Origin of the sequence: Amnibacterium soli (assembly GCF_039544415.1) — a bacterium.
Classification (GTDB): Bacteria; Actinomycetota; Actinomycetes; order Actinomycetales; family Microbacteriaceae; genus Amnibacterium; species Amnibacterium soli.
This window is the reverse complement of sequence record NZ_BAABLP010000001.1, coordinates 669084-682987: the sequence shown is the minus strand read 5'-3', so window position 1 is coordinate 682987 and position 13904 is coordinate 669084. Positions and strand designations below refer to the sequence as shown.

At 74.2% G+C, this 13904-nt stretch carries 12 protein-coding genes; 5 read left to right on the top strand and 7 right to left on the bottom strand.

What is annotated here, in order from left to right; translation table 11 throughout:
* Positions 1 to 68 precede the first annotated feature (68 nt).
* A complete protein-coding gene (locus tag ABEA53_RS03365; RefSeq protein WP_345479529.1) occupies positions 69 to 446 on the bottom strand; it encodes an FKBP-type peptidyl-prolyl cis-trans isomerase in 378 nt (125 codons plus the stop codon).
* A gap of 67 nt (positions 447 to 513) precedes the next feature.
* On the opposite strand from ABEA53_RS03365, the gene ABEA53_RS03360 reads away from it, so the two are divergent.
* Together ABEA53_RS03360 and ABEA53_RS03355 are read left to right on the top strand one after the other, a co-directional pair.
* Positions 514 to 1845: an MFS transporter gene (locus ABEA53_RS03360; protein WP_345479527.1), complete on the top strand. Its 1332-nt coding sequence runs from the start codon at positions 514 to 516 to the stop codon at positions 1843 to 1845.
* On the top strand, positions 1842 to 2555 hold the full coding sequence (locus tag ABEA53_RS03355; RefSeq protein WP_345479526.1) for a M50 family metallopeptidase: 714 nt from the start codon (positions 1842 to 1844) through the stop codon (positions 2553 to 2555). The genes ABEA53_RS03360 and ABEA53_RS03355 overlap by 4 nt, the downstream gene beginning before the upstream one ends.
* A 138-nt stretch (positions 2556 to 2693) precedes the next feature.
* On the opposite strand, the gene ABEA53_RS03350 is transcribed toward ABEA53_RS03355, so the two are convergent.
* Together ABEA53_RS03350 and ABEA53_RS03345 are read right to left on the bottom strand one after the other, a co-directional pair.
* Positions 2694 to 4076, bottom strand: a complete 1383-nt coding sequence (locus tag ABEA53_RS03350; protein WP_345479525.1) for a DUF1501 domain-containing protein — start codon at positions 4074 to 4076, stop codon at positions 2694 to 2696.
* A 17-nt stretch (positions 4077 to 4093) separates the two neighbouring features.
* Positions 4094 to 5713: a DUF1800 domain-containing protein gene (locus ABEA53_RS03345; RefSeq protein ID WP_345479524.1), complete on the bottom strand. Its 1620-nt coding sequence runs from the start codon at positions 5711 to 5713 to the stop codon at positions 4094 to 4096.
* A 134-nt stretch (positions 5714 to 5847) separates the two neighbouring features.
* On the opposite strand from ABEA53_RS03345, the gene ABEA53_RS03340 reads away from it, so the two are divergent.
* Entirely contained in the window at positions 5848 to 6903 is a 1056-nt protein-coding gene (locus tag ABEA53_RS03340) for a hypothetical protein (protein WP_345479523.1), read from the top strand.
* An 85-nt stretch (positions 6904 to 6988) separates the two neighbouring features.
* Here the strand turns inward: ABEA53_RS03340 and ABEA53_RS03335 are convergent, their stop codons facing one another.
* A complete protein-coding gene (locus tag ABEA53_RS03335; protein ID WP_345479522.1) occupies positions 6989 to 8143 on the bottom strand; it encodes a PrsW family intramembrane metalloprotease in 1155 nt (384 codons plus the stop codon).
* An 81-nt stretch (positions 8144 to 8224) separates the two neighbouring features.
* Positions 8225 to 9619 (bottom strand): FAD-binding oxidoreductase, encoded by a 1395-nt coding sequence (locus ABEA53_RS03330; RefSeq protein WP_345479521.1) that lies wholly within the window; start codon positions 9617 to 9619, stop codon positions 8225 to 8227.
* A 56-nt stretch (positions 9620 to 9675) separates the two neighbouring features.
* Here ABEA53_RS03330 and ABEA53_RS03325 point away from each other — a divergent pair, with 56 nt between their 5' ends.
* Positions 9676 to 10200: a DUF6328 family protein gene (locus tag ABEA53_RS03325; RefSeq protein WP_345479520.1), complete on the top strand. Its 525-nt coding sequence runs from the start codon at positions 9676 to 9678 to the stop codon at positions 10198 to 10200.
* Here ABEA53_RS03325 and ABEA53_RS03320 read toward each other — a convergent pair.
* On the bottom strand, positions 10197 to 10442 hold the full coding sequence (locus ABEA53_RS03320) for a hypothetical protein (RefSeq protein WP_345479519.1): 246 nt from the start codon (positions 10440 to 10442) through the stop codon (positions 10197 to 10199). The two genes, ABEA53_RS03325 and ABEA53_RS03320, sit on opposite strands and share 4 nt — an antisense overlap.
* A gap of 33 nt (positions 10443 to 10475) precedes the next feature.
* Positions 10476 to 11309 (bottom strand): non-homologous end joining protein Ku, encoded by an 834-nt coding sequence (gene ku / locus ABEA53_RS03315; RefSeq protein ID WP_345479518.1) that lies wholly within the window; start codon positions 11307 to 11309, stop codon positions 10476 to 10478.
* A 125-nt stretch (positions 11310 to 11434) separates the two neighbouring features.
* Between ku and ABEA53_RS03310 the strand changes: the two genes are divergently transcribed.
* Positions 11435 to 13891, top strand: coding sequence for an ATP-dependent DNA ligase (locus tag ABEA53_RS03310; protein ID WP_345479517.1), 2457 nt, complete (start codon positions 11435 to 11437; stop codon positions 13889 to 13891).
* The last annotated feature ends 13 nt before the right edge of the window (positions 13892 to 13904 follow it).

The following is a 13904-nucleotide window of genomic DNA, read 5'->3' as shown; positions in this document are numbered from 1 at the left end:
GCGGTGTTCACGGATGAGGGGATCCGCGCGAAGCCGGATCCCCTCATCCGTGCACACCGCCGTCGGGCTCAGGCCTTCAGCAGGTCGATCACGAAGATCAGCGTGCGGCCGGAGAGCCGGTGGCCGCCGCCCGCGGGGCCGTAGGCGAGGGCCGGCGGGCAGGTCAGCACGCGGCGGCCGCCGACGCGCATGCCCGGGATGCCCTCCTGCCAGCCCTTGATGAGGTTGCCGAGGGGGAACGAGATCGACTGGCCGCGGCTCCACGACGAGTCGAACTCCTCGCCGTTCTCGTAGTCGACGCCGAGGTAGTGGACGGTGACGGTGCCGCCCGGCTTCGCCTCCGCGCCGTCACCGACGACGACGTCCTCGATGACGAGCTGGTCCGGCGCCGGACCGGTGGGCGGGTCGAGCTCGGGCTTGACGGTCAGATCGGTGAGTTCGCTCATGGTCGTCGAGTCAAGCGCACGGCCGGTCGGCGGCGGCTGACCGTTCCACGCGGAAGGATGGGAGGCGATGGACGACGGGACCGCGCCGAGCCGCCGAGGCGCGCTGATCGACCTCTCGCCGCTGCGCGCCTCCTCCGCCTTCGCGCGGCTCTGGGGCTCGCGCGCGGTCGCGGGGATCGGCAGCCAGCTGACGCTCGTGGCGGTGGGCCTGAACGTGTTCACGCTCGTGCGCCCGTCGGAGGGCGCCGCCGCGGCGACGTTCGCCGTCTCGCTGACCGGCGTGCTCGCGCTCGTGCCGACCGTGCTCGCGGGCCTGTACGGCGGCATGCTCGCCGACGCCTTCGACCGCCGCACGGTCGCGCTCGTCTCCGGCACGGTCTCCTGGCTCTCGACCCTGGTGCTCGCCGCGCTCGCCTGGACCGGCACGGAGACCGTCTGGTCGCTGTACCTGCTGACGGTGCTGACCGCGACCGCGACGACGGTGCTGCAGGCCAGCGAGTCGGCTGCGACGCCCCGCCTCCTCCCCCGCGGCCTGCTGCCCGCCGCCGGTGCGCTGAACGGCATCGCGGTCGGCATCTCCGTGACGCTCGGCCCGGGCCTCGCAGGCGTGCTCGTCGCCACCGTCGGCTTCGCCTGGTGCTACACGATCGACGCGGTCCTGTTCGTGGCGACGCTCGCGGCGCTGCTGTCCCTGCCGAGGCTGCCGCCGGAGGGGGTCGTGGAGCGACCGGGCCTCGCCTCCCTCGCCGCGGGCATCGGCTTCCTCAAGCGCGCGCCGAACATCCGCACGAGCTTCCTCGTCGACATCGTCGCCATGACCTTCGGCCAGCCGCGGGTGCTCTACCCCGCGGTCGGCGCCGTGCTGCTCGGCGGCGGGGCGCTGACCGTGGGCCTGCTGTCCGCGGCCTACGCCATCGGCGCGCTGCTCAGCAGCGTCTTCTCCGGCCGGCTCGGCGGGGTGCGGCGGCAGGGCCTCGCGATCGAGCGGGCGATCGAGGTCTACGGCGTCTTCATCGCGCTGTTCGGCGCGGTGCTCGGGATCGCCGCGCTCGGGGAGGCGACGGAGGTGCTGCCGAGCCCGGCCGGACCGGTGTTCGTCGCGCTCGCCGCGGTGCTGCTCGCGGGCGCGGGCGGCGCCGACAACGTGAGCTCGATCTTCCGCGGCACGATGCTGCAGACCGCCGCGCCCGACTCCGTGCGCGGCCGGCTGCAGGGCGTGTTCATCGTCGTCGTGACCGGTGGCCCGCGCGTCGGCGACCTCTACGCCGGCGTGCTCGCCGCGACGGGGCTGCTGTTCCTGCCGCCGCTGATCGGCGGCTTCCTGATCGTGGGGCTCGTCGCACTGCTCGTGCGCCGCCGCGGCTTCCTCGCCTACGACGCACGGCATCCGACCCCGTGACCGCCGGCGAGCTGCTCGCCGAGCTGTGGGGGCGGGCGACCGCGACCTCGCCGGTGCCGGGCGCCGTCGACCTCGTCGGCGTCGTGGTGGTCGTCGGCGCGCTCCTGCTGCTGCCGACGTGGCCGCGCCTCCGCCACGGGATCACGATCGTGCACGAGGCCGGACACGGCGCCGCCGCGACGCTCACCCGCCGCCGGCTGGCCGGGATCCGCCTCCACTCCGACACGAGCGGGCTCACCGTCTCCGTCGGGCGGCCGCGCGGTCCCGGCATGGTGCTCACCCTGCTCGCCGGCTACCCGGCGCCGTCGGCGGCCGGCGTCCTGATCGCCTGGGCGGTGGCCGCCGGGCACGCCCCGGCGGCGCTGTGGGGCGCGCTGGTGCTGCTGCTGCTCGTGCTGGTGCAGATCCGCAACTGGTTCGGCCTGTGGTCGGTGCTCGTCGCGGGCGTGCTCGTCGGCGCCGCGACGTGGTTCGCGGACCCGGCGTGGCGGATGCGGGTCGCGCTCGCCCTCGCCGCGCTGCTCGTGCTCGGCGGCCTGCGCGCAGTCGTCGAGCTGCCCGCCGCCCGGCGCGGCGACGGCGCCTCCGACGCGGACCAGCTGGCCCGCGTCACCCGCGTGCCCGTGGGCGTGTGGCTGCTGCTGTTCGTGCTGCTCGCCCTCGCGGGCACGGCCGGCGCGGGCGCGCTGCTCGTCGGTCCCCTCCGCTGATCGCGGATCCGGAGTCCTCGGACGACACGCCGCCGCCGGGCCACCTCGCTGCGGCGCGTCGCCCGGGAACTCCGGATCGGCGCAAAATCTCCGGATCCGCGAGACCTGCCTCCGCGGGACCCGGCCTGCGGAGCCGGGCTAGGCGACGACGCCGACGGGCGTCGCGCGCCAGCCCGGGAACACGTGCTTGAGCTTGCCCGCGGAGAGCGAGAGCCGCTTCGACACGACCTCGGTGAGCACGTCGCGGTAGTCGTTCCAGCCGGGCACGTCGCCGAGCGTCGTCCGGTGCGACAGCCTCTTCCAGACGCCGTGCACGCCGGGCCGCACGCCGCCGCCGATCACGAGCACCGCGCCGCCGTGGCCGTGGTCGGTGCCGCCGCTCGCGTTCTCCTCGACGCGGCGCCCGAACTCGCTCATCGTGACGATCGTGGTGCCGTCGAGCACGTCGGAGCCGAGGTCCTCCGTGAAGGCGGCGAGCGCCTTCGCGAGGTCGCCGAGGTGGCGCTGCATGTCGCCCGAGTCCGCGTTCCCCATGCCCGTGTGCGTGTCCCAGCCGCCCACGTCGATGCACGCGACCCGCACGCCGGCGCCGCCCTTCAGCAGCATCGCGAGGTTCTGCAGCGCGTCGGCGAAGTTGCCGTCCGGGTACTGCACCGCGGGTTTCGCGGGCTGCGCCGTCGTGATGCGCTTGACCGTGCCCAGCGCGCCGATGGCGAGCTTCGTCTGCTTCGCGATCGGGTGGTCGATCCCGGTGTACAGCGACTGCAGCGCGCCCGTCGTGGCCTTCATGTCGCGCGCGTCGACGCCGTTCAGCGCGAAGGAGCGGAGGTCGTGCATCGCGATCGGGTTCGCGGACCCGACCAGCGACCGCGGGGTCGTGCCGCCCATGGCGACGGAGCGGAAGGTGGTGCCGGGCCCGGCCGCGGCGAGCACCCGGTCGAGCCAGCCGGTGGTCAGCGATCCGCTCGAGCCGCGCTCGAGGCAGTCCTGCGCCTGGAAGTGGCTGCGCGACAGGTCCGGCGTCGATACCGCGGGCACCGCCGCGACGCGGCCCTGCTTGATCAGCGGCGCCAGCGGGGACAGCGCCGGGTGCAGGCCGAAGCCGCGGGCGGTGTCGAACTCGAGCAGCGAGCCCGCGTGGAGCCCGATGTTGGGGCGCTCCTTCAGCAGCTGCGGGTCGCTGGCGGGCACGAGCATCGACAGCCCGTCCATCCCGCCGCGGAGGAAGACGACGACGAGCGTGCCCTGCTGCACCTCGTCCGCGGCGGCGTAGGAGACGCGGCTCGTGACGAGCTGCGCGCCGAGCGTCGCGACGCCGACCCCGAGCCCGGCCTTGAGGAAGGTGCGGCGGTTGAACCCGCCGGACCACGCCTGGCCGCGCTCCTCCTCCGCGACCCGCTGCGCCTCCGCCATCGCGCGGATCGCCGCGTCGCGGGGCGTCGGGCCGAGCCGCTGCCAGTCGGGGCAGTCGGGATGGAGGGTGCGCAGCACGTCGTCGGAGAGGGCGGTCGTCGCGTCCATGTCGGATCCTTCTCGCGTCAGCGCAGCTGGAAGTACGGGGAGTCGAGCAGGAGCGCGGCGACCTTGCCGCAGCGCCAGTCGTCCGTCGGGGCGGGCGCGACGGCGCTGAGCCCTGCGCCGTGGATCACGGCGAGCAGGTGCTGCTTCGAGGGCGTGACGCCGAGCAGCCGGCGGGCGACCGCCTTCGTCCACTGCGTCGTCGTCATGCCGCGGGTGCGCTTCACCAGCTTCGACGGCTTCGTCCAGCCGAGGTGCTTCCACCAGCCGTAGACGAACGCCCGGTGCAGGTTCCAGCGCTGCAGCATCGCGCCGGCGCCGAGCCATGCGGCCGCGACGTCGGGGTAGCCGTTCGGCGGGCCCCAGCCGTAGGGGGTGTGCCCGGCGTCGTTCAGGTTCCAGTAGAGCCATCCCAGCGGCTCCTTCATCCCGCTCGCCCGGCCGACGTCGAGCACGCGCATCGCGCCGACCGCGTCCTCGAGCGGGCGGCGCATCCGCGTGCCGACGGACGCCCAGAAGTCGCTGGACCGGAAGATCGCCTCGACGACGGCCTTGATGCTCGTGCCGTGCGACAGGTAGACGTGCGCCAGGCGGTTCACGAGGTCCGCGCTCGGGGTGTCCGACACGAACCGGATCGCGAGCTTCCGGGCGATGTTCCGCGCCGTCGCGGGGTGGTGCGCGAGGTACCGCAGGTAGGCGTCGCCGACCTGCTCCCCCTTGTACATGGAGGCGTTGGCGGAGGAGAAGCCGAGCACCTTCACGTGCCCGGTCCAATGCCAGGGCTCGTTGAAGTAGTACTGACCGCTGTCGTAGTCCCAGGTGCGGCCGGACAGGATCTTGGCGCTGGCCCGCACCTCCGCCTCCGTGTACCCGGCGGACCGCCCGACCGTGTGCAGCTCGAGCAGCTCGCGGCCGAGGTTCTCGTTGACGTCGGCCTTCCGCGACTGGTCGTTGCTGAGGTAGTTGAGCATCGCCGGGTGCTTCATCGCGGCGTGCAGCATGTCGTCGAAGCGGCCGAGGGCGTGCCTGCGGATGACGTCCCTGATGTAGCTCGGCGCCGTGTGCCACTGCTCGCCCGGGATCGCCACATGGAGGTGGTTCGCGAAGACGTCGACGACGATCTCGTACAGCTGCCTGTCGGAGAACACCTGGCGCGCGAGGGACGCCTGCGCGGTCGCCATCATGGCGTCCCAGCTGTAGCGCTTGGTCCGCTTGACGATCGTGCCGGGGCGGGCGCCGTCGAGCGGGTACAGCGCGGCGGCCTTGCTGCCGCGGCTGTCCTTGATCGACTTCGGATCGAGCTGGCGTGCGAGCCAGCGGTCGATTCCGAGCCGCTTCAGGTCGGCGACGTCCTTCGGCCGCGGCCCGAACGTCGCGCGGCGCAGCAGGTGCGCCGCGGGGTCGTGCGGGAACAGCGCCGAGTGCGCGGTGCGCGCCTTCTTCGCGGCGAGGGAGGCGGTGGCGTACTGCTTGCCGTGGTGCCGCTTCTTCGCCTCCACCGCCGCCTCCGCGGCGTCGGCCGAGCCGACCAGCGACTCCCCCGCGACCGCGCCGGCCGCCAGCACCGCGCCCAGGCCGAGCAGCGTCCGGCGCGTCGACCGGACGACCTCCGGCGCCTCCGCCTCGTCCGTGTCCGCCATGCGCCCCCTCCACCTGCGTCGGCGGCCCACAGTAGGGAGCGCCTCCCGCGCCGCTCCGCGCGACACGGCGGCGGTGCACGGGCCGTCCCCCGCCTTCCGCCCGGCGGAATCGGGCCCCGCGCTAGCGTGACGGCGTGCGCGACGCCCGGCTCGAGACCGCTCCGCTGCTGGAGCCCGTGCCGCGGGAGGCGGTGCGCGCCTTCCGGAAGGCGGCGATCGCCCGCGGGGACGCCCCGTCCGGCGTCGCCGCGGTGATCGTGTCCGTCGTCGTCGCGGTGGTGATGCTCGGCGTGGCCGTGATCGGGCTGCTGCTCACGCGCGAGACCGGTTCACCGCTCGGCCTCCTCGTCGTGGTGATCGCGGTCGCAGTCGCCGTGCTCGTGGTGCGAGGGCTGCTGAACGGCGCCGGCTGGCAGCGGTGGGCGCGCCTGGACCGGTTCGCGCAGGCGAACGACATGCGCTTCACGCCGGTCGTCGACGGCACCGACCAGATCGGGATGATCTTCGACCGGGGCGACGACCGCACGACGAGCGAGCGCATGCTGCTCGGCGAGGGGTGGCTCGACGGCCGCGTGGAGACGGCGAACTACCGCTACTCGATCACCACCGGCAGCGGGAAGGACCGGCGCACCCGCGTGTACCGGTGGGCCTACCTCGTCGTGCAGCTCGACCGGCACCTGCCGCAGCTCGTGCTCGACGCGGTGCAGAACGACCACCGGGTGCTCGGCATCGGCTCCTCCAACCTGCCCGGCTCCTTCGCCTCGGCGCAGCGGCTGGGGCTCGAGGGCGACTTCGACCGGTTCTTCCGGCTGTACGTCCCGGAGGGCTACGAGCGCGACGCGCTGTACGTGCTCACCGCCGACCTGATGGCGCTGCTGATCGATCAGGCGGGCACCGGCGCCGCTCTCGACGTGGAGGTGGTGGACGACCGCATGTTCTTCTACGCCTCCGGCCACCTCGACTACGGCGACCCGGCGGTCTGGCAGCGGCTGACCACGATCGTCCGCACGGTCGGCGCGAAGACCCTGCGGCAGACGGTCCGCTACGCCGACGACCGCATCGGCGACCGCGCGGTCGACGTCGTCGCGCCGCAGGGGCGCCGCCTCCGCCGCGGCGGCATCACGGGCGCGACCGCGGTGGTCCTGGTGGCGATCGCGGCGTGGATCGCGCTGAACCTCCTCCTCCGCTGACGGCGAGGCAGTTGCGCGCCCTGGTCCCAGTTGCGCGCGAGCGCTCGCGCGCAACTGGGACTGCGGCGCGCAACTTCGAGCGCGGTCAGGAGGTGAGGATGCGGCGGTCGGCCACGATGCGGGCCAGGAGCTCCTGCTCGTCCGGGGTGCGGCCGATGGAGGCGCGCCCGCGCACCAGGCGCTGGCGCGCGTGGCCGAGGCGGGTGGCGTCGCGGATCAGGCGCGTCATGGCCGTCCGCTTGGCGCGCGGGTCGCGCTGCGCGTCCGCCCAGCGCATCGCCTGCCGCCGGCCGCCGGTCGTCGCGATCAGCGCCACCTCCTGCGGGGTGAACCAGCCGGCGTCCGCGTACTCGCCGAGGCGCGCCCGGGTGATCGCGCGCTCCCGCGAGCGCACCGTCAGCACCACGGCGACCGCCGCGAGGAAGATCGGCACCTCGACGAAGAGGTAGTACTCGACCGTGCTCCGCGCGAGCGACAGCCCGCCGTTCCACAGCGCGTGCAGGATCGCGGCCGGGATCACGCCCAGCACGTAGGCGACGAGGCCCGCGCCGGCTCCCCCGCCGCGCTCGGCCGCCTTGCCGAGCGCGTAGCCGGTGCAGGCGGTGAAGAGCACGTGGGCGAACGGCGAGAAGATGCCGCGCACCACGAAGGTGAAGACGAAGGCCGGCCCGAGCCCCTGCTCCACGAGCACCCGCCCGAAGTACAGGATGTTCTCGGTGAAGGCGAACCCGGCCGCGACGCTCGCCGCGTAGACGATGCCGTCGACGGGGCCGTCGAAGTGGCGCCGGTTCACCCAGAAGAGCAGCAGCACGCCGAAGCCCTTCGCGCCCTCCTCCACGATCGGCGCCTGCACGACGGCCTGGACGAGGTCGTCGGGCCGCCCGCCGGTCGCGGCGAGCGCGATCTGCACGCCCAGGTCGAAGATCAGCGCCACGGCGACCGCGACGCCGGCACCCCACAGCACCGCGAACACGAGCGCCGGACGGGGCTCGGGCTCCCAGCGGTCGACCCAGCGGATCGTGAGCAGCACCGCCGCGAGCGGCACGAGGGCGGCGATCGCGGAGACGACCACCCCGGCCGAGCCGAGGGCCGAGATCAGGTAGAGCAGCACCGCCGCGACGGCGATGACGCCGAGGGCGATGCCGAACGTCGCGGCGACCGCGCGGGCGGCGTGGCCGGGCGCGTGCGTCTCGGGCCCGATGGGCGCGAAGCCGGCGGGCGCCTGCTGGATCTGGCTCATGATCGGTCTGGTCCTCCGCGGGCCGCTGACGTGTCGGAGGCAATCGTCGCAGCGCTCACCCGGGCGGCGCCCCGGAACCGCTCAGAAGACCTTGCCGGGGTTCAGGATGCCGAGCGGGTCGAAGGCCGCCTTCACCCGGGTCGACAGCGCCATCACGTCGTCGCCGAGCTCCTCCGCGATCCAGCGCCGCTTCAGCACGCCGACCCCGTGCTCCCCGGTCAGCGTGCCGCCGAGGGCGATCGCGGTGCGGAACAGCTCCTCCCCCGCCGCCCACACGACGTCGGGGATCTCGCCGGGCGCGTGCGGCACGGAGGCGGGGATCACGATGTTCGGGTGCAGGTTGCCGTCGCCGGCGTGCGCCACCGTCGGGATGGGCAGGCCGTGGCGGAGGGAGATCGCGTCGATCGCGTCGAACATCGCGGGCAGGGCGGTGCGCGGCACGCACACGTCCTCGATCAGCACCTCGCCGAGCCGGGCGTAGGCGGGGTGCGCCGCGCGTCGCAGCGCGACGAGCCCGGCCGCCGTCACGGGGTCCTGCGCGACCGACCCCTCGCCGCCGACGTCGGCGATCAGCGCGAGGACCGAGGCCGCCTCCCGCTCCGAGGCGCCCCCGTCGGTCTGCACGAGCAGGAACGCGCCGCGGCCGGCGAGCGTCGGCAGGTCGCCGGCGGGTCCCTCGCCCGCGGCGACGAGCGCGTCGATGGCCGCGCAGGAGGCGGCGTCGAGGATCTCCAGCGCCGCGCAGCGCAGCCCGGAGGCGGTGATCGCCGCGGCGGCGGCGGCCGCCGCCCGCACGTCGGGGAAGGTGGCGCCGATGGTGACGACCGGGTCGGCGCTCGTGCGGCGCAGCTTCAGCGTCGCCTCGACGACCACCCCGAGGGTGCCCTCCGAGCCGATCAGCAGCGCGGTGAGGTCGTAGCCGGTCACGCCCTTGACCGTGCGGCGGCCGAGGCGCACCAGCGCGCCGTCGGCGAGGACGACCTGCAGGCCGAGCACGCTCTCCCGGGTCACGCCGTACTTCGCGCAGAGCAGGCCGCCCGCGTTCGTCGCGATGTTGCCGCCGACCGTCGAGATCGCGCGGCTCGCCGGGTCCGGCGGCCACCAGAGGCCGCGCGGCGCGAGCACCGCGGCGAGGTCGTCCGTGATCACGCCCGGCTGCACGACGGCGGTCTCGTCCTGCTCGTCGACCTCGAGCACCCGGTCCATCCCGCTGACGTCCAGCACGACGGACCCCGCCGAGCCGACCGCGCCGCCCGCGAGCCCCGTTCCCGCGCCGCGCGGCACGACCGGCACGCCGGCCGCGGAGGCGAGCCGCAGCACCGCCTGCACGTCCTCGGTCGAGCGGGCGCGCACGACGGCGAGCGGCACCTCCGGCGTCGTCCAGCCGCTGCGGTCGGTGCGCACGCGGTCGATCTCCGCGGGCTCGACCCGCAGCGCCGGCCCGACCGCGTCCCGCAGCTCGTCGATGAACTCCACCGGGTCAGCCTAGGGATGCGAGCGGACGCTCCCGCGGCTGCCCTACTCTCCCGGCCATGGCAGAGCAGCACGACCGCGACGCCGTCCCGGGCGACGGCCGCGACGAGACGGAGAACGAGCGGCTCGACCGCAACTGGAACGCGCTGCTGCAGGAGCTGCGGATCCTGCAGACCGGCACCCAGCTGCTGACCGGCTTCCTGCTGACCGTCGCGTTCCAGCAGACCTTCTCGGACCTCGCGGAGTGGCAGGAGACGCTGTACCTCGTCGTCGTGTCGCTCGCGGTCGCCTCCACCGCCTGCACCCTGATGCCGGTCGCGCTGCACCGCGCGCTCTTCCGCCGAGGCGCGATGGGCGAGCTCGTGCAGTGGGGAAGCCGGATGCTGCGGGTCGGCCTCATGACCACGGCGCTCGCGGTCGCGGGGTCGCTCGCGCTGATCTTCAGCCGGGTGACCGGCGTGAGCGGCGCGGTGGCGGCCGGCGCGGTGTCCGTCGTGGTGCTCGCCGTCCTCTGGCTCGCGCTGCCGATCGGGCTGCGCCGCCGGGTGGGTCCCCCGGGTCCGGAGCCCGTCCCCTCCCGCTAGCGCGGGCCGGCGCGCAGCACCCCGCGCACGGTGCGAGCGGCGAGCACGCCGCCCACCACCGCGAACGAGAGCACGCCGAGCACGGAGCAGGCGCTGCCGATCCCGAGCACCGTCGCGAACGAGCCGACCCCGCCGATCGAGAGGGCGGACCCGACGCCGCCGACCGACAGCACCGAGCCCACGCTGCCCACGGAGAGCACGCTGCCGCGCGAGGCGATGGAGAGGACGGAGTCGCGCGCCATCGCGCGAGTCTCCCCCGGCGGGCGCCGGACGCGCTAGGCGCGCTTGCGGGAGGAGGTCGACTCCGGCTTCGCCTTGGCGCGGTTCGCCTCGACGCTGCGCTTCAGCGCCTCCATCAGGTCGATCACCTCGCCGTCGCCGTCGCCCTCGTCCTCGTCCGACGTGCCGAACGTCGCCTCGGTGTCGACCGACTCGCCCTGCTCGAGCTTCGCGTCGACGAGCTTCTTCAGCTGCACCTGGTACTCGTCGGTGAAGTCGGCGGGCGAGAAGTCGCTCTCGAAGCTCTGCACGAGGCTCGTCGCCATGTCGACCTCGCGCTTCTGGATGCGCACGTCGGCGTCGAGGGAGGGGAAGTCCGCCTCCCGCACCTCGTCGTCCCAGAGCAGGGACTGCAGCAGCAGCACCTTGCCGTGCACGCGCAGCACGCCGAGGCGGGTCTTCTGCCGCAGGGTGAACTGCACGACGGCGACGCGCTCCGTGTCCTCGAGCACCTTCCGCATGAGCATGTAGGAGCGCGGGCTCTTCGCGTCGGGCTCGAGGTAGTAGCTGCGGTCGAGGCGGATCGAGTCGATCTGCGCGGCCGGCACGAACTCGACGACGTCGATCTCGCGGCTCTTCTCGCTCGGCAGCGACTTCAGGTCCTCGGCCGTCAGCACGACGGTGCGGTCGCCGGCGTCGTAGGCCTTGTCGATGTCCTGGAACTCGACGACGCGGCCGCAGATCTCGCAGCGCCGCTGGTACCGGATGCGGCCGCCGTCAGCGTTGTGCACCTGGTGCATCGGCAGGTCGTGGTCCTCGGTGGCCGTGTAGACCTTGACCGGCACGTTGACCAGCCCGAAGGTGATGGCACCCCGCCAGATGCTGCGCATGACCCGCCCTCCGACTTATCGACGATGCCCTGATGAAGTACCGAGTATGACCTCGTGCGCGCACGCGGGCCAGCCCCGCTTCCGGGTCTCAGCGCTTCAGCAGACTTCCAGGTCACCCTGAGCCCATGGTCGGGCAACGCAGCAGCGCCGCGAAGCAGGTCGTGGAGGTCGACGGCCACCGCATCGCGCTGACGAACCTCGACAAGGTGCTGTACCCGTCGACCAGCTTCACGAAGGGCGACGTGCTCGCCTACTACGCGGCCGTCGCCTCCGCCCTCGTCCCGCTCGCCGCGGGTCGACCCGCGACGCGCAAGCGCTGGCCGGAGGGGGTCGGCACCGCGGCCGAGCCGGGCCACCCGTTCTTCGTGAAGAACCTCGAGTCGCACGCCCCCGACTGGATCCGCCGCGGCTCGATCGAGCACCGGTCGGGCACCACGACCTACCCGATCGTCAACGACCTCGGCACCCTGACGTGGCTGGCGCAGCAGGCGACGCTCGAGGTCCACGTGCCGCAGTGGCGGTTCACCGCGGGCGGCGAGGCCGGGCGCCCCGACCGGCTCGTGCTCGACCTGGACCCCGGCGAGGGCGCGGGGCTGCCGGAGTGCGTGGCCGTCGCGAAGCTGCTGCGACCCGTGCTGCAGGGCATGGACCTCGAGCTGCACCCGGTCACGAGCGGCTCGAAGGGCATCCACCTGTTCGCGCACCTCGGCGGCCGGTGGACCTCCGACCAGATCACGGAGGTGATGCACGAGCTCGCCCGGTCGCTCGAGGCCGACCACCCCGACCTCGTCGTGAGCGACATGAAGAAGGAGCTGCGGACCGGCAAGGTGCTCGTCGACTGGAGTCAGAACCGCGCCGCGAAGACGACGATCGTCCCCTACTCCCTGCGCGGCACCGCCTCCCCCGGCGCGAGCGCGCCCCGCACCTGGGCGGAGCTCGACGACCCGGACCTGCGCCAGCTGCGCCCGGACGAGGTGGTCGAGCGGCTGCAGCGCGACGGCGACCTCCTCGCCGATCTCGCTCCTGCCGGCGCCCGCACCGACGCCCTCACCCGCTACCGCTCGATGCGCGACGCGGGCCGCACGCCCGAGCCGGTGCCGCAGGAGACGCCGGCGCAGGGGCACGACGACACGTTCGTGATCCAGGAGCACCACGCCCGGCGCCTCCACTGGGACTTCCGGCTCGAGCGCGACGGCGTGCTCGTGTCCTGGGCGCTGCCGAAGGGCGTGCCCGCGCTCGGCGGCGAGAACCACCTCGCCGTGCACACCGAGGACCACCCGCTCGAGTACGCGACCTTCGCGGGCGACATCCCGAAGGGCGAGTACGGCGGCGGCCACGTCGACGTCTGGGACAGCGGCACCTACGAGACCGAGAAGTTCCGCGACGAGGAGGTCATCGTCACCCTGACCGGGCAGCCGGGCGGCGGCCTCGGCGGCGAGCCGGTCAAGGTCGTGCTGATCCGCACGGAGCGCGACGAGCCGAAGGGCGCGCAGGGCGAGCGCTGGCTGATCCACCGCATGGCGCTCGACACGGACGAGCCGGCGCGGGACGAGGCGCCGCCCGCCATGACGCGCGCCGCGGCGCCCGCGGCGGAGGAGGCGCCGAACCGCGGACCGAGGGCGATGCTCGCCACGGCGGGCGCACCGCTCGACCCCGACGAGGAGTGGTCGGTCGAGATGAAGTGGGACGGTGTGCGCGCGATCGCCCGCGTGCAGGACGGGCGCGTCGCGCTCACGAGCCGCAACGACCTGGACCTCACGGCCACGTACCCCGAGCTGCAGGAGCTGGCCGGCCTCGTCCACGCGGACGGCGCCGTGCTCGACGGCGAGATCGTCGCGCTGGACGCGACGGGCCGCCCCTCCTTCTCCCGCCTGCAGCAGCGGATGGGGCTCACCCGGAAGCAGGACGTCGACCCCGCCATGCGCGCGCAGGCCGTGCGGCTGCTGCTGTTCGACGTGCTCGAGGTGGACGGCCACGACACGACGCGGGCGCCGTACCGCGACCGCCGCGACCTGCTCGAGCGGCTGGTCGACGCCGGCGGTCCGATCGACGTGCCGCCGGTCGTGGCCACGGCGAGCGGCGACGACCTGGCCGCCGCGGTCGACGACGCGATGGCGACCAGCGCCCGGCTCGGGCTCGAGGGGGTCGTGGTCAAGCGCGCCGCGGCGCCCTACCGACCCGGCGCGCGGTCGAAGGACTGGGTGAAGCGCAAGCACGAGCGGCAGCAGGAGGTGGTCGTCGGCGGCTGGCGACCGGGCCAGGGGCGCCGCGAGGGCGGCGTCGGCAGCCTCCTCGTCGGCGTGCACGAGGACGGGCGGCTGCGCTACGTGGGCCGGGTCGGCACGGGGTTCAGCGACGAGGACCTCGACGCGATCGGCGCCCGGCTGCGCTCGCACGGCCGGAAGACGGCCCCGTTCGACGACGTGCCGCGCGCCGACGCGAGCGACGCCCACTGGGTGACCCCCTCCCTCGTCGGCGAGGTCCGCTTCGCGGAGTGGACGGACGACGGGCGGCTGCGGCAGGCGAGCTGGCGGGGCTGGCGCCCCGACAAGGCGCCGGAGGAGGTCGTGCGGGAGCCGTGAGCCCCGGACCGGG